This window comes from Ruegeria sp. AB5, from assembly GCF_056542645.1.
In genome coordinates, this window is sequence record NZ_JBQGAE010000001.1 from 865,783 (window position 1) to 881,457 (window position 15,675).

15 protein-coding genes are annotated in these 15,675 nt (G+C 59.7%); 4 read left to right on the forward strand and 11 right to left on the reverse strand.

The window, feature by feature from the left end; all coding sequences use genetic code 11:
• Positions 1-37 precede the first annotated feature (37 nt).
• Entirely contained in the window at positions 38-973 is a 936-nt protein-coding gene (locus tag ACR0L4_RS04385) for a MurR/RpiR family transcriptional regulator (protein WP_480510848.1), read from the forward strand.
• 46 nt (positions 974-1,019) lie between these two features.
• Here ACR0L4_RS04385 and ACR0L4_RS04390 read toward each other — a convergent pair whose 3' ends face one another.
• From ACR0L4_RS04390 to ACR0L4_RS04410, 5 genes are all read right to left on the reverse strand, one after another.
• Entirely contained in the window at positions 1,020-1,811 is a 792-nt protein-coding gene (locus ACR0L4_RS04390; RefSeq protein ID WP_480510850.1) for an FAD binding domain-containing protein, read from the reverse strand.
• A 94-nt stretch (positions 1,812-1,905) separates the two neighbouring features.
• Positions 1,906-4,266 (reverse strand): xanthine dehydrogenase family protein molybdopterin-binding subunit, encoded by a 2,361-nt coding sequence (locus tag ACR0L4_RS04395; protein ID WP_480510852.1) that lies wholly within the window; start codon positions 4,264-4,266, stop codon positions 1,906-1,908.
• Between the two features lie 54 nt (positions 4,267-4,320).
• Positions 4,321-4,806: a (2Fe-2S)-binding protein gene (locus tag ACR0L4_RS04400; RefSeq protein ID WP_170749061.1), complete on the reverse strand. Its 486-nt coding sequence runs from the start codon at positions 4,804-4,806 to the stop codon at positions 4,321-4,323.
• Positions 4,807-4,960: 154 nt separating this feature from the next.
• Complete coding sequence (locus ACR0L4_RS04405; RefSeq protein ID WP_480510855.1) at positions 4,961-5,962, reverse strand: molybdopterin-binding protein; 1,002 nt, start codon at positions 5,960-5,962, stop codon at positions 4,961-4,963.
• Positions 5,959-6,927, reverse strand: coding sequence for an XdhC family protein (locus ACR0L4_RS04410; protein WP_480510857.1), 969 nt, complete (start codon positions 6,925-6,927; stop codon positions 5,959-5,961). The genes ACR0L4_RS04405 and ACR0L4_RS04410 overlap by 4 nt, the downstream gene beginning before the upstream one ends.
• Before the next feature lie 227 nt (positions 6,928-7,154).
• Here ACR0L4_RS04410 and ACR0L4_RS04415 point away from each other — a divergent pair, with 227 nt between their 5' ends.
• Positions 7,155-7,655, forward strand: coding sequence for a hypothetical protein (locus ACR0L4_RS04415; protein ID WP_480510859.1), 501 nt, complete (start codon positions 7,155-7,157; stop codon positions 7,653-7,655).
• Positions 7,656-7,658: 3 nt separating this feature from the next.
• Here the strand turns inward: ACR0L4_RS04415 and ACR0L4_RS04420 are convergent, their stop codons facing one another.
• Entirely contained in the window at positions 7,659-8,915 is a 1,257-nt protein-coding gene (locus ACR0L4_RS04420; protein ID WP_480510861.1) for a vWA domain-containing protein, read from the reverse strand.
• Positions 8,916-8,973: 58 nt separating this feature from the next.
• The gene (locus ACR0L4_RS04425; RefSeq protein ID WP_170749065.1) at positions 8,974-9,882 is read right to left on the reverse strand and encodes an AAA family ATPase; all 909 of its coding nucleotides are present in this window, start codon (positions 9,880-9,882) and stop codon (positions 8,974-8,976) included.
• A gap of 135 nt (positions 9,883-10,017) precedes the next feature.
• Between ACR0L4_RS04425 and pyrC the strand changes: the two genes are divergently transcribed.
• Complete coding sequence (pyrC, locus tag ACR0L4_RS04430) at positions 10,018-11,055, forward strand: dihydroorotase (RefSeq protein ID WP_480510863.1); 1,038 nt, start codon at positions 10,018-10,020, stop codon at positions 11,053-11,055.
• Here the strand turns inward: pyrC and ACR0L4_RS04435 are convergent.
• Both ACR0L4_RS04435 and ACR0L4_RS04440 read right to left on the reverse strand, forming a co-directional pair.
• Positions 11,052-12,347 carry an MmgE/PrpD family protein gene (locus ACR0L4_RS04435; protein WP_480510865.1) on the reverse strand — a complete coding sequence of 432 codons (1,296 nt, stop codon included), beginning with the start codon at positions 12,345-12,347 and terminating at the stop codon, positions 11,052-11,054. The two genes, pyrC and ACR0L4_RS04435, sit on opposite strands and share 4 nt — an antisense overlap.
• 38 nt (positions 12,348-12,385) lie before the next feature.
• Positions 12,386-12,832: a type II toxin-antitoxin system RatA family toxin gene (locus tag ACR0L4_RS04440; RefSeq protein ID WP_480510867.1), complete on the reverse strand. Its 447-nt coding sequence runs from the start codon at positions 12,830-12,832 to the stop codon at positions 12,386-12,388.
• A gap of 73 nt (positions 12,833-12,905) precedes the next feature.
• On the opposite strand from ACR0L4_RS04440, the gene hpt reads away from it, so the two are divergent.
• A complete protein-coding gene (hpt, locus tag ACR0L4_RS04445) occupies positions 12,906-13,451 on the forward strand; it encodes a hypoxanthine phosphoribosyltransferase (protein ID WP_170749069.1) in 546 nt (181 codons plus the stop codon).
• A 9-nt stretch (positions 13,452-13,460) separates the two neighbouring features.
• Here hpt and ACR0L4_RS04450 read toward each other — a convergent pair whose 3' ends face one another.
• Both ACR0L4_RS04450 and lipA read right to left on the reverse strand, forming a co-directional pair.
• Positions 13,461-14,603, reverse strand: coding sequence for an amidohydrolase (locus ACR0L4_RS04450; RefSeq protein ID WP_480510870.1), 1,143 nt, complete (start codon positions 14,601-14,603; stop codon positions 13,461-13,463).
• On the reverse strand, positions 14,600-15,550 hold the full coding sequence (gene lipA / locus ACR0L4_RS04455; protein ID WP_480510872.1) for a lipoyl synthase: 951 nt from the start codon (positions 15,548-15,550) through the stop codon (positions 14,600-14,602). The genes ACR0L4_RS04450 and lipA overlap by 4 nt, the downstream gene beginning before the upstream one ends.
• Positions 15,551-15,675 lie beyond the last annotated feature (125 nt).

Here is a 15,675-nt window from a genome sequence, read left to right on the forward strand (position 1 = left end):
CTGATCGTCGATCTACGCGCACAGGGAGCGTTTTCAATTGGCTAATTTGAAAACATATGTTTTCTTCCCTAATATGACCGAGACCCTCAGCCAACTGACCAGCACCCTTCGGAAGACCATTGACCAGATGCCGCCACAACTTCAGGCAGCGGCGAAATACGTGATCGATCATCCCGGCGACTTTGGTCTTGACCCGATCCGCACAACGGCCGTCAAGATCGGCGTCAGCTCAAATGTTCTCGTCCGCCTTGCCCAAAGGATGGGCTTCGATAGTTTTGACGCCTTCCGCAACCCGTTTCGTCAGGCTTTGGTTACGGATGGCGAGGATCGCCTGCAACAGGATTGGTTGACCCGGCTTCGGTCTCAGGGGCCTTTTGATGCCGCCCAGGCGGACTTTGCCCGCAATGAACTGAACGTCGTAACCCGGTCCCTGCGTTTGATGGATTCGGCAAAAGTTCAAGCGGCCACAGACCTTATTCTCAAGGCGCAGAGGTGCTTTATCACGGCGACACGCGCCAGCTATGCGCTGGCCTATTACTTTCATTATGCCGGTCGCATGGCCCACCCCGGTCTGCAACTGGTACCGCGGCATATGGGATCGGCCACGGACGATTTGCTGGACGCAGGCACTCAGGACTGTCTGCTGGCCATGACGGTACGCCCCTATTCATCGGAAACGATCCGAACCATGCGTTTTGCAGCAGACCGTGGCGTTCCGATTGTCCTGATATCGGATAGCGACGTGATCGCACCGGGACTGCGGCCCGATATCAGCCTTCAGGTCAGCACACGATCCATGCACCATTTCTCCAGCTTTTCCGGAGCAATGGCGGTGCTGGAATGCCTGCTCAGCCATCTCTTTGCAGAAGGCGGTGAAGACGCGATGCGCCGGGTCGAGGCCTATGAAAAAGCCCGTGAAGATACAGGCGCCTATTGGCAAGCGCCCAAACTACCCAGAATACGCAACACCTGAAAAGCCCGGACGATAGAGGCCCGGACTATTCAGAGCCTTTTCAGCCTCACATGCAAGCTTCGACGGCGCGTTTGGTCATGACGCCAACCAGATGGGCGCGATACTCCTTGCTGCCGTGAAGGTCACCGATCATGTTCATCGGGTTCACTCTCAACCCCATCAGCGCATCCGGGCGGAATTCAGTGTTCAGCGCGGTCTCGGCCTCGGACCAACGGAAAACGCCGTCCTCGCTGGCCCCCGTCACGGCAACACGCACGCCATCTGCAAACCGGGCCAGGAAGACGCCCACCAGCGCAAAGCGCGAAGCCGGTTGCAGGAACTTCTGATAGCTCGCCGCCTGTGGCACCGGAAAACGGACCGAGGTGACAATCTCGCCCTCATCCAAAGCGGTGCTGAACATGCCCTGAAAAAAGTCATCTGCTGCAATCTGGCGCGTATTGGTCACAACCGTCGCGCCCGATCCCAAGACACCCGCCGGATAGCAGGCGGCCGGATCGTTGTTCGCAATGGACCCACCAAGTGTTCCGCGATTGCGTACAGCAGGGTCTCCGATTTGCCCGGCCAGCGCCGCAAGTCCCGGATAAGAGGCTGCCGCATCGCGCGCCACCACGACGTGAGGTGTCGCCCCGCCAATGGCAACCGAACCGTCATCCTCGATACAGACACCCTGCATTTCGGCAATCCCGCTCATCGACACCAGTTTTGACGGCGCAGCCAACCGCTGCTTCAACGTCGGGATCAGAGTCTGCCCCCCTCCCAACGCCTGCGCATCCTCAGTCCCCAACGCGGTCACCGCGTCGGCAATGGTCGATGGCTTTTCAAACTCGAAATTGTACATTTCGTCTTCCTTTCCGAAAGGCGCGGATCCACCCTTCATCTGGCTATAAATATCCCGGGGAGCGCGAGGGGCTGGCCCCTCGCTTCCCAACCCCTCAGCTGTTCATCGCGGCCCAGACGCGTGACGGGCTCACCGGCATGTCGATGTGATCCACCGCCTTACCGCCCGAGTTCATCGCATCCAGCACCGCATTGACCACCGCTGGCGGAGAGCCGATGGCGCCTGCTTCACCACAGCCTTTCACACCCAGCGGATTATGCGTGCAGGGTGTCTGACTGGAATGATCGACCCCGTAAAAAGGCACGTCATCGGCGCGCGGCATGGCGTAGTCCATGAAGGACGCGCTTAGCAGCTGGCCATTCTCGTCATAGGCACAGTTCTCCAACAAGGCCTGCCCGATGCCCTGACCGATGCCGCCATGCACCTGACCATCCACGATCATCGGGTTGACGATATTGCCAAAGTCATCCGCCGCCGTGAATTTCTCGATGCTGACCTGCCCGGTCTCGGGATCAACCTCGACCTCGCAGGCATAGGCACCGGCGGGAAAGGTGAAATTGGCCGGATCGTAGAACGCGGTCTCCTCCAGCCCCGGCTCAACCTCCAGCGGGAAGTTATGCGGCACATAAGCGGTCAGGGTCACATCGCCCCAGGCCACCGATTTGTCGGTGCCTGCCACGCTGAACTGACCGTCCTTCAGCTCGATATCGGCCTCGGAGGCTTCCAGCAGGTGAGCGGCGATCTTCTTGGCCTTGTCGATCACCTTCTCGGTGGCCTTCACCATGGCCGAGCCACAGACCGCCAGCGAACGCGAGCCATAGGTGCCCATGCCGAACGGGATCTTCGAGGTGTCGCCATGCACGATCTCGACCATCGACTCATCAATACCAATCATGTCTGCCACAACCTGCGGGAAGGCGGTCTCATGCCCTTGCCCGTGGCTGTGCGCACCCACCATGACGCTGATCGATCCGGTGGCATTCACCCGCACGGTCGCCGCATCATAAAGACCCGCTCGGGCCCCCAGCATGCCAACGATGTTCGAGGGCGCAATGCCACACGCCTCGATATAGCAGTTGATGCCCAGGCCCCGCAGCTTGCCCTTGGCCTCGCTTGCCGCACGGCGCGCGGCAAAGCCTGCCAGATCGGCGGCGGCCTCAAGCTTGTCCATGGTCCCGTTGTAATCCCCGGTGTCATAGGTCAGCGCCACCGGCGTGTCATAGGGGAACTGGGTGATGAAGTTCTGACGGCGCAGGGCAATCGGATCGACCCCCAACTCGCGCGCGGCCTTGTCCACCACGCGTTCCAACTGGAACGTCGCCTCGGGCCGGCCCGCGCCGCGATAGGCATCCACCGGCACCGTATTGGTGAACATCGCCTTGACGTTCACCTGAATGACCGGCGTCTTGTAATTGCCCGCCATCAACGTCCCATGCAGCCAGGTCGGAACCGAACTGGAGAAGGTCGACAGATACGCTCCAAGGTTCGCGTAGGTATTGGTGCGCAGGCCGATGAAGTTGTTGTCTGCATCCAGTGCCAGTTCGATTTTGCTGACATGATCCCGACCATGGGCGTCCGACATGAACGCCTCGGACCGGCTGGAAGTCCACTTCACAGGCCGGTTGCAGGCCTTGGCGGCAAAGGTGCAGAACGCCTCTTCCGCATAGTGGAAAATCTTGGTGCCAAAGCCACCGCCCACATCCGGCGCCACAACACGCACCTTGTGTTCGGGCAGACCCAGCACAAAAGCGCACATCAGCAGACGGATCACATGTGGGTTCTGCGACGTAGTATAAAGCGTGTATTCTTCCGTTCCACGGCTATATTCGCCCACCGCCACGCGCGGTTCCATCGGGTTGGCAACCAGTCGGTTGTTCACCAGATCCAGCGTGGTGACATGAGCCGCATTGGCAAAGACCTCATTGACCTTGGCGTCATCGGCCTCGCCCAACTGCCAATCATAGCAGATGTTGTTTTTCAGATCGTCATGCACCAGCGTCGCGCCATCTTGTGCGGCGGCTTTCATGTCCATGACGGCTGGAAGCTCTTCAATGTCAACGTCGATTGCCTCAGCCGCGTCGCGCGCCTGTTCCAGGCTGTCGGCCACCACAGCAGCAATCGGGTCGCCCACATGGCGCACTTTGCCTTGGGCCAAAATGGGGTGCGGCGGTTCCTGCATGGGCGCGCCGTGTTTGTCGGTCACTTCCCAGCCACAGGGCATTCCGCCCACGCCTTCGAAATCCTTGCCTATGAACACCTTGACCACGCCGGGCATCGCCTCAGCCGCCGAAATGTCGACGGATTTGAGACGGCCATGGGCGATGTCGGACCGCAGAAAATGCACATAGGCCTGGCCATGCACGTTGATGTCGTCGGTGTAATTACCTGCTCCGGTCAGAAAGCGCACGTCCTCGCGCCGCTTGGAACTGGCTCCGATGCCACTGTCTTTGGGCATTGCTTGTTCTCCTCGCTGAAAAAGAATTCTCGACGAAAATTCTCGGTGGCCGCGTTACTCGGCGGCGATGCTGGAAACGTCCTGGCCCGAAGCGGCCATGATCGCCTTGACGATATTGTGGTAGCCGGTGCAGCGGCACAGATTGCCTTCCAGATACTTACGGATTTCACCCTCGGTCGGGCGTGGGTTTTCCTTCAACAGCGCCGCCGCGCTCATCACCATGCCTGGCGTGCAAAAGCCGCATTGCAGCCCGTGGTGATCCTGAAACGCCTGCTGGATGACATTCAGCGACCCATCCGGGTTGGCCTGCCCTTCGATGGTGGCCACATCCGCCCCTTCAGCCTCAAGCGCCAGCATGTTGCAGGATTTGACCGCTTCGCCATTTACATGAATCACACAGGCGCCGCATTGCGCGGTATCACAGCCTACATGGGTGCCGGTCAGCGACAGGTGATCCCGCAGAAAGCTGGACAACAGAGTCCGACCTTCCACGTTACCGCTCACGGACTTACCGTTCACGGTCATTGAGACCTGTGTCATGAATTCCTCCCAGTTTTGATTGTCTCCCTTGCGACCGAGTTAAACACGGGAATTTTCGTTTGAGAACAAAAATCTTGTCGCATTCGCAAAAGCCGAGGTCGCTAAACGAACACAATCTAATTCGTTTTGGAAAGCAGTCAAAAAGACCGATGCGTCATGACTTGCGTTTTGCCCGAGGTTGCGGACGTGTCGGGATTTCCTTGAGCAAGCCCCCAACCCCCATGGCCGCAATATCGGCACTGTTGGTTTCGACGCCACACGCCACACGAGACAAGACCCAGTCCGCCCCGTTCAAGGCCGGGGATCGCGCGCACCCCGGCAGCCCGATCACGGGTCGATGTCCCAAAGCCCCCAGAAACAGCAGGTTTCCCGGGTCCACCGGCATCCCAAAGCGGGTTACCGCACCCCCCGCGACACGGACAGCTGAAGGCGCCACATCCTCGGCATCCGACGTGGCCGACGCGGTCAGGATCATCAGCACCTCGCCGCGTGCCCCTGCAATCGCCGCGGCGAGCCTATCAGCAGAATGCGGAACGATCTGAACATCGCACAGGTCCATCCCCAAGGCCTCAACCCGGCCACGTATCGCCGCAATCCCCTTTTCGTTGGGCGGGCCGCCGGGAATATCGGTCACAATCAGCCCGGCTGTTTTATGCGCCGGAGGCACGAGATGGATGGCGGATTGCGCGACATTGGCCGCCCGTTCGACATCGATCCCGGGAACCGCATAGGAAATGACCTTGATCGTAGCTACCATGCCGCCCGCGCCCATTTGCTGGTGCTGGGGAACAGTCGCGACCGTGATCATCGGATTCACCTGGTTGAACTGCTCCAAAGCGGCCACATCAAGCTGCACCACACCCGGCCCCTGCGCGAGAAGGTTCACGCGCCCGGTGAACGGTTCGGTCACGCGCAGATGTGCGCCCGAAGGGTCTGGAACCAGAGCTGCAGCAAGAAAACCCGCGGCCTCGTCTTCGTGGCAATCGCCGGATTCCAACTTTGCAACCGTGACCTCGGTCAGACCGGACATTGACAATTGCGCCACATGCGCGTCAGACAACACCACGCCCTTGCGCAGCTTTTTTCCATTGGCCATGACCGAATGGGCAAGGATCGCCCCGACGGCCTCTGCCACAGGCACCGGGCCAAACTTCATGCTTTGCCCCGCAACACGGCGGTCATCTGGGCAAGGACCGCAACCGCAATTTCCGAAGGGTCGGCGGCCCCGATATCCAACCCAATCGGCCCATGGATCTTGCCGATCTGCGCCTCTGAAAAACCCGCGGCTTTCATCCGGTCCACACGTTTGGCATGCGTGCGGGTAGACCCGAGGGCCCCGATGTAGAACACATTTGCGCGCAAGGCGGCCTCCAGCGCCGGGTCATCCAGTTTCGGATCATGCGTCAGAAGAACCACCGCCGTCCGCTGATCCAGACCCAACTTGTTCACCGCCTCGTCCGGCCAATCGGTAAGCAATGTCTCGCCCGGAAACCGGATGTCCGAGGCGAAGGCCTCGCGCGGATCGATGATCGCCGGGTCATAGCCTGCGATCCGGGCCATTGGAACCAAGGCTTGTGCAATATGAACCGCGCCAACGATGATCAGTCGCAATGGCGGGTTGTGAACGGCAACAAAAGTCTGGCCGTCCTGTTCAAACCCCGAGCGATCCATGCGCAACCGGTCTGCATAGGCATTGCGCCGCAACGCCCGATGTCCGCTTTCGATATTGACCTCATAGGCCAGCGGTTCGCGTCGGGCGCGGGCCGCAACCAGTTCGGCCAGCATCGGTTCGGAAAGTACCTTGCCAACAGGCTCGACCAGAACCCGGATCGTGCCGCCACAGGCGAGACCAACCGCAAACGCATCTTCATCGCTGACGCCGAATTCCAGCAGGCGCGCCTCGCCCTCTTCGATGGCTTCCAGCGCTTCGACGATCACAGCCCCTTCGACGCAGCCACCCGAGACCGATCCTTCGATGCGGCCGTCACCGCCAATGACCAGTTGCGATCCAACTCGCCGCGGCGCGCTGCCCCAGGTATCGACCACAGTCGCCAACGCAGCGCCGCGCCCGCTGCGATGCCAGGCCAACGCTGTTTCCGGACTGTTGTCGAATCGCTCCATCGAATCCTCCCTGGCGCTATCAGGTTCAACATATGCTCCGCTGAGCCAATGAAAAGCGGAGCAAACGTATTATAGAACTGTCAAAACCAAATATGACGGCGGCAATGGACCTATTTCACATTCACAAACGCAAAGGATTGATTGCAACCTGCGCGCGTCCTAGCCTGTAGCTGCGTCTGATATCGGATCACACGCTCTCATTACATTTATTCAATGGAGACGAAGAGTTGAAACGCATTCTTGCACTGGGAACGGCGATTGGCCTCATGGCCTCGACCGCCGCATGGGCTGACACATTTGTACGGTATGGTGAGGTCGAAGGCTGGAAGGTTTTCATCGACAATGAAAAAAAGTCCTGCCTGATCGAAGCCGTTGATGATGCAGAAAACGTTGTTCAAATGGGTCTGACAGAGGATCGCGGCGTTGGTTATGTCGGCGTCTTCACCAAAGCGGAAACCAATATCAAGCGTGGCGAGAAAGAAGCCGTGGCGATCCTTCTGGGTGACAACATCTATGTGGGCGAAGCCACGGGCATGAAGGGCAATATCACCAAGGGCTATTCCGGCGGCTACGTGCTGTCTGACGATCCGCAATTCGCGGACGATCTGGCCAAGAAGAAAGTCATGGTCGTGTTCCCCGAGAAGGAATTTGCCTTTACCGTCGATCTGACCGGCACCTTCAAAGCCATGGAGATGGCGCGCAAGTGCAACGAGGAACAGTTGAGCTGAGCGTCACTTTGAAAGCGCGGTCAACAGCCGCGCTTTTTCACCCCTGTCGCCGGGTTCCGAAATGACGGTTGCCAGATCCTCGAGCGACGCAATCGAATGACCGGCGCGGAAACTGTCCACATGCGGCAGCATGGCGGCAACGCCCTGCGCCCTGGGCGCGAAACCATCCCAACGCAGCAACGGATTCAGCCAGATCAGCCGGCGCGCTGACAGGTGCAGACGTTCAGTTTCTTTCGCCAAAGCCTCCGGGTCGCCGCGGTCAAGGCCGTCCGAGATCAGCAGGACAACGGCACCCTGCCCCATCACGCGGCGCGACCAATCCCGGTTGAACGCGTGCAGACATTCTCCGATCCGTGTGCCGCCTTCCCAATCCTGCGCCTCGGCCCCGGCAGCGGCCAGTGCGGCATCCACATCGCGCTGATGCAGGTGACGGGTGATGTTTGTCAGCCGGGTGCCAAAGGTGAACGCATGGACCTTGGCCCACCCGGCCCCCTTGGCGTTTGAGACGGTGTGCAGGAAATGCAGGATAAGGCGACTGTATTGGCTCATCGAGCCGGAGATATCACAAAGCACCACAAGGTTGGGCCACCGCGGTCTGGGCTTTTGCCGCGCAATGTCTCGCAGCTCGCCCCCTTGCCGCATGGCTGCGCGCAGGGTTCTGGCGCGGTCGATGCGATGACCCAGTGCGCTGGCCTGCGTGCGTCGGCTTTCAATCGGTTTCACGGGCAGGCTGAGGCGCGACAGAACCCGTTTGGCCTGCGCGATTTCGGCCGTGCTCATCTGCTCAAAATCAAGGCTGCGCAACCGCTCCTCGGAGGATGCGGTTTGCGAGGCATCGATATCGAGTTCGGTCTCGCCTTCGTCCGGCGGGGTTTCAGGCCCGTCCCGCTCAACCCCATCCAGCAACGCCTCGGCTGCGCGCTTTTCTGCTGCGTCGGCTTTGCGTTCCTCCTGAACGCCCCGAATGGCGGGCAGCATCATGGACATCATATGCTCAATATAGCGCGGGTCGCGCCAATAGAGGCGGAAGACCTGCGAAAAGACGGTGCGATGTTCGGGCCGGTTCACGAAACACGCATGCAACGTCCAGTAGAAATCCTGTTTCTGCGTGAATCCTGCGGCCTGTACAGCCCGTATCGCGTCCACCACCCGACCCGTCCCGATCGGCAGCCCAGCCTTGCGCAAGGCGCGCGCAAAATGGGTGATGTTCTGCGCCAGTTTGGGGTCGTCCGGGATATCAAGCGGGAGTTGTTCAGCCATTACAGGTTGCGGGTGTCGTGACCCAATGCCCCCGCCATATGTGTCACAAGAACCGGCATCAGGCGGGTTCCAGATCGGCTTTTGCCTCATCCAGAATACGCTTTGCTTCCGAGCCTTGCAGCTTCTGAATGTCGTCCTGATATTTCAGGATCGCGCCAAGGGTGTCTCCGATGACTTCGGGGCTGAGGTTGATGACATCCAGCGCCAGCAGGCATTTGGCCCAATCGATCGTTTCGGCCACGCCCGGTTTCTTGAACAGGTCTTCGGTGCGCAGGCGCTGAACAAAGGCAACGACCTCGCGGCTGAGCGCCTCAGCGGCCTCGGGGGCACGGGCGTGCAGAATTTCGATCTCGCGCTTGAAATCGGGATAGTCGACCCAATGGTACAGGCATCGACGCTTCAGGGCGTCATGGACTTCGCGTGTCCGATTTGAGGTGACAATGACAATTGGCGGCTCGGGGGCCTCAACGGTGCCAAGCTCGGGGATGGTGACCTGAAAATCGCTGAGCGCTTCCAGAAGGAATGCCTCGAACGGCTCATCCGTGCGGTCCAGCTCGTCGATCAGAAGCACTGGCGCGCCATTCTCATCCGGTCGCATGGCCTGCAGCAAAGGGCGTTCGATCAGGTAGTCGTCCGAAAACAGCTCGGTCTGCAAGGCGGTGCGATCCGCGCCACCCGAGGCCTCGGCGGTGCGGATGGCGACCATCTGTGCCGGGAAATTCCATTCGTAGACGGCTGATGACGCATCCAGTCCTTCATAGCATTGCAGACGGATCAGACGACGTCCCAAACCGGCTGCCAGCGCCTTGGCAATCTCGGTCTTGCCGACCCCGGCCTCACCTTCCAGAAACAAGGGACGGCCCAGTTTCAGTGACAAGAACACAACCGTAGCAAGCGCCCGACCACAGACATAGCCCTGTGCGCCCAGCATTGTCTGAACGGCATCGATGGAATCTGGCTGTGTCATGTGCAATTCTCTCCCTCGCAACAAAAGGTCATGGCGACGCCTGTGCGTCAAGGCCATGACCCCAATGTGACCTACGGCATTCGGACGTGTTGACAAGGGCTTTTCCGGCGGCGGGCTCTGTGCTAGCGGGGCAGCATGACCGATAGCATCACGATCCGCCGCCCCGACGACTGGCACCTGCATCTGCGCGATGGCGCCATGTTGCAGGCCGTCCTGCCCGAAACCGCGCGCCATTTTGGCCGTGCGATCATAATGCCCAATCTCGTGCCCCCGGTTGTCACCGGCGTACAGGCCGCCGCCTATCGCGATCGGATCATGGCTGCCCTGCCCGAGGGGATGTCATTCGAACCGCTGATGACACTGTACCTGACCGAGGATACGGATCCCGAAGACCTCGCCTCGGCGCATGCAAGCGGGCTGGTCAAGGCGGTCAAACTTTACCCTGCGGGCGCAACGACCAATTCTCAATCGGGTGTACGGAATTTCGACAAGGTGCGCCCGGTGCTCGAGAAGATGGCCGAGATCGGTCTGCCCCTGTGCGTACATGGCGAGGTCACCGAGGCCGAGATCGATATCTTCGACCGCGAGGCCGTGTTCATCGACCGCGTTCTGGACCCGATCCGCAAGGCGACGCCGGGCCTGCGCGTGGTGATGGAACACATCACGACCCGCGACGGCGTTGAGTATGTCAAAGCCAACGAAACCGATCTGGGTGCAACGATCACGGCGCATCACCTGATCATCAACCGCAACCACATTCTGGTCGGCGGGATCAAACCGCACTATTACTGCCTGCCCGTCGCCAAACGCGAAGAGCACCGGTTGGAACTGCTCAAAGCCGCGACCTCGGGCGATCCGCGCTATTTCCTGGGCACCGACAGCGCGCCGCACACGGATGACAACAAGGAAATGGCCTGTGGCTGCGCGGGGTGCTTTACGGCAACCAACACCATGTCTCTGGTGGCCGAAATGTTCGACCACGAAGACGCCATAGACAAACTGGAAGGGTTTGTGTCGCTGAACGGGCCTGCTTTCTATCGCTTGCCGGTGAATGAAGGCACCATCACCCTTAGCAAGGGCGAGCCCGTCGACTACCCCGACAAGATCGAAACCGGAGACGGTCCGGTCACTGTCTTCGACCCCGGATTCCCATTGCATTGGCGCGTTGTCTAACCCGCGAGTTTCGCAGCCAGATCCCGGGCGCGACCACCGGTGCGCAGCATCGACCAGATCGCGTCCGCTTCATCGCCGCCAATCAGCTTGGAAGCCTTGGCGCGCACCCGATCTTCCCGATCCGGCAGAGACATGGGGGCCATCAGATCATATGTCGCCTCACGACGCACCCCGTCGCGCCGCAGCAGGGCCAGATGGGCCTGTGTCTCGGACAGGGTCTCGTCTGCCTCGACCGCAATGCGATCCTGCAGCGACTTGATACGTGGGTCGGCACAGACCTTTTCCGAAAAGCTGCCGGGCAATGCGGTGTCATAGCCCAATGCCTGCATCGCAATCACGGTACGATAGGAAAACTTCGCCCCCAGCCCCGTTGTCGGAGACATCTGGTTGCACACGCTCATCCAACGTGGGTGGGTCTTGACCTTGATCTCGGCCACTTCGGGTTCGGCAATATCCAGATGACGCGCGGCCTCGAGCGCGGCGTGCAACCCGTGGCAACACGCATGGAACTTGTGGCTGACAGATTCGAAGAGCCATTCGTCCCCCAAACCGTCCAGGGCCGCAGCGACATCCGCCGTCCCATGATGGGTCGCACCAAAACCCGAGGGACCGTCAAGCGCATTGGCGTTGGGTTCAAATCCGCGTTTGACCAACAGGGCGGCCTCTGCCCCGGTCGCCGATGCCAGACCCGCGTTATAGGGTTTGCCCATCGTGCCGAACTGCACTTTTAGTCCGGCCGCCCGTGTCGCGGTCAGCCCCAGCACTTTGCGCATCTGATCCGCGTCAAACCCGAGAACCCGCCCAACCGCAGCCGCAGCCCCAAAAGCTCCGGCGGTTGCCGTTTGATGAAACCCGGCCTGGTAATGCCCACGCCCCAACCACAGCCCGATACGGATCGAAACCTCCATCCCGATCAGAGCGGCTTCGAGGAAATCGACGAGAATGCGGTCATCCCATTCCGACACCGCCAACGCGGCAGGCAGGATGGCAACCGACGGGTGGCCGATATGCGCAAAGTGAGTGTCGTCATAGTCCAGCGCGTGAGAGACAGTACCGTTGACCAGAGCCACCGCGCGCAAAGGCGCGACCCCGCCTCCGAAAAGATGCGCCTGCGCTGTTCCACCCTCTTCCAGCACCATTTCGCGGAGGGCAACGGACACGGGCTCTGCGATACCGGCCCGGCCCACAGCGAGCCAGTCCAGCGCAGACAGCGACGTGACGATCCGCGCCTGCGCAGTGGTTGAGATCGGGCCAGCCGCGAAGGCCGCCAGGGATGAGGTGAAGTCTGACATGCAGCGCAGTCTAGCGTGCGCCAATCGATGGTAAAGCCTTAGCTGTACAGCTCGACAGCGCGGGCCTCGAAGGCGCGCACAATGCGTTGCATCGCCTCGTTGAAGACAACGCCGATGATCCCTTGCAAGATGGCGTTCTTGAATTCGAAATCCACATGGAACGACACCGTGCATCCCCCGTCCGGCGCGTCCTTGAACTGCCAGTCGGACCTCATGTATTTGAACGGGCCGTCCAGATACTCGGTGTCGATCTTCTTTTGATCCGCAAACAGGGTCACGCGACTGCCGAACCGTTCACGGAACACTTTGAACGAGATCACCAAGTCGGCCTCCATCACTTCGGCCTCTCCGACCATATAAGTCCGGCGAATACGGGCCGCTGCGCACCACGGCAGAAACTGCGGGTATTTCGCAACATCCGCGACCAGATCATACATCTGCTGGGCGGTGTATGGCAGGTGACGAGTTTCCGAGTGGATGGGCATGGCATTCAGGCATTTAAAGGTGACAATGGCGCGTCATGTCGTATGTTGCGCGCCAAAGATCAAGGGGGCTGTGATGACTGACCGCGCTTATGTGATAGATGAGATGATCTCGGCCAAGGCAATTGCAGCCCGAATAGAAGAACTGTGCCGCGAAATTTCCGAGGAATTCGACAACACCGACAAGCTGGTTGTTGTTGGCCTGTTGCGGGGAAGTTTCGTATTCATCGCCGATCTGGTGCGCGAATTGGACCTGCCCATCGAAGTTGATTTCCTTGAGGCGTCTTCCTATGGCGATTCGATGGAAAGCAGCCGGGAAGTCCGCATTCTCAAAGACTTGCGCGGGGCCATCGAAGGGCGCGACGTCCTGGTGGTCGAGGATATCGTCGATACAGGCCATACGCTGAACCATGTCACCAAACTGTTGCAAAGCCGCAAACCGAAGCGGTTGAAATCCATCGCTTTGCTGGACAAACCAAGCCGTCGCGAAGTTGACTTTCGCTCGGACTGGATCGGTTTTGAAATCCCGGATGAATTTGTCGTCGGCTACGGAATCGATTTCGCGCAGCGCAATCGAAATCTGCCCTTTATTGGCAAGGTTCGGTTTACCAAGGACGCGTGACCGGGTGGCTCAGCCCAGCACCCGACGGATGGCACTCAGAAAAATGCCCGTCCCGATCGGGATCAGCGCATCGGGAAAATCGTAGTCGGGGTTATGCAATTGGGGATGGTGCTGCCCGGCCCCTAGCCAGAACATGGCCGTCTTTGCGCCCTGGCCGAATTGTCCAAAATCCTCGGAAAAACGCTGCGGTTCCGGGCTGAGCTGGCACGGTACAGACTGTTCGGCGCAGGCGGTGGTCAGGATATCCACGGCGTCCGCGTCATTGGTGCAGGCTTCGAAAACATCTTCATATGTAATGTCGGTGCCTAGCCCTTCGGTTTGTGCAACCTGCCGCACCATTGCTTCGGCCTCTGTAACCAATTTGGTCATCCGCTCGCCTGACACCGTGCGCAAGGTCACCCAAAGCTCGGCTTGTCCGGGGGCGACGCCAAAGGTCTGCTCTCCCAAACGGGCATGGGTGATCGTCGTCAGCGCATAGTCTGCATCCAGCGCACCGCCAGCGCCAAGCCCCGTCAGCGCCGGGATCAAGGCTGACAGGGCGCGTGCCGGAGACACCCCGTCCTGAGGCGCCGACGCATGCGAAGTTTTGCCCGTCAGGCCAATCCGCATACCGCGCGACGCACAATTGGCCGGACCTTGGCACAATTCGACCGCACCAAGCTGCAATCCCGGCAGATTGTGCAGGGCAAAGACGAAATCAGGTTTTATTTCAGTATATTGAGGATCGGAACGAAAGGCTTTTGCGCCCTGCCCGGTCTCCTCAGCAGGCTGGAAGATCAAAACAACGCGCCCCCGCCGGGGGCGGTTCTTTTGCAACGCCAGCGCCACACCCAGAACCATCGACATATGGCCGTCGTGACCGCACAGATGCCCTTTTCCGGGACACTGTGAGGCATGTGGCAAATCCGATAATTCCTGTATCGGCAACCCATCCAACTCGCATCGAATGGCTACGCAGGGCCCGGTTTGGCCACTGTCAAAGATGGCGGCAACACCGTGCCCGCCCAGACCTGTCAGAACGGTATCCGCACCGGCGCGGCGCAACTCTTCGGCCATGCGCATGGCGGTATTCTGTTCCTGTCCGGACAGTTCAGGATGTTGATGCAACACATGGCGCAGCCGCGTCAGATGCGCCACGTGATCGGGCGTCACGCCTGACCCAGCTTCTCTTGCCGGGCAACACGCAAACGGGCAAAATCATCGCCGGCGTGGTAGGATGAGCGTGTCAACGGCGTTGCTGACACCATCAGGAACCCTTTGCCATAGGCGGCTTTTTCGTAGGACTTGAATTCTTCAGGCGTCACGAACCGGTCGACCGCATGGTGCTTGGGCGTGGGTTGCAGATACTGCCCGATGGTCAGGAAATCTATATCCGCCGCGCGCATGTCATCCATCACCTGAGCGACCTGCTGTTTGTCTTCTCCCAGACCGACCATGATACCGGATTTGGTGAAGATGGACGGATCCAGGTCTTTGACCCTTTGCAACAGACGCAACGAATGGAAATACCGCGCACCGGGACGGACTTCGGGATACAGGCCCGGCACGGTTTCAAGGTTGTGGTTGAACACGTCCGGTTTTGCCTCGACCACGGTCTCCAGCACCTCGGGCGCGCATTTCAGGAAGTCGGGCGTCAGGATTTCAATGGTTGTCTTGGGCGACCGATGACGAACCGCTCGGATGGTCTGCGCAAAGTGATCTGCACCGCCATCCTTGAGATCATCCCGGTCCACCGAGGTAATCACCACGTGATTCAATCCCAGCTTTTCGACCGCATGGGCGACGCGGCCCGGCTCGAACACGTCCAACGCGTCGGGACGTCCGGTCGCAATATTGCAAAAAGTGCAGCCACGGGTGCAAATCTCACCCATGATCATCATGGTGGCGTGACCCTGACTCCAGCATTCGCCGACATTCGGGCACCCGGCCTCTTCACAAACCGTGACCAGGTTGTTTTCACGCATGATCTTGTGGGTCTCTGCATAGCCTTTGCCGCCCGGGGCCTTGACCCTAATCCATTTGGGCTTTTTGGGCTGCGCATTGTCCGGGCGATGTGCCTTTTCCGGATGACGCTGTTCTGGAATTTTCAGATCTCGCACGGGCAGCCTTCCTGACTTTGGGTCAACTTTGTGTTCCCATAACATAATGCAGTCCACGTTGTTAGACCAGCGACGCATAGCCGCTATGCGTTGCGCTTCCGCAGGGCAGCATAGTTTAGCCCTAA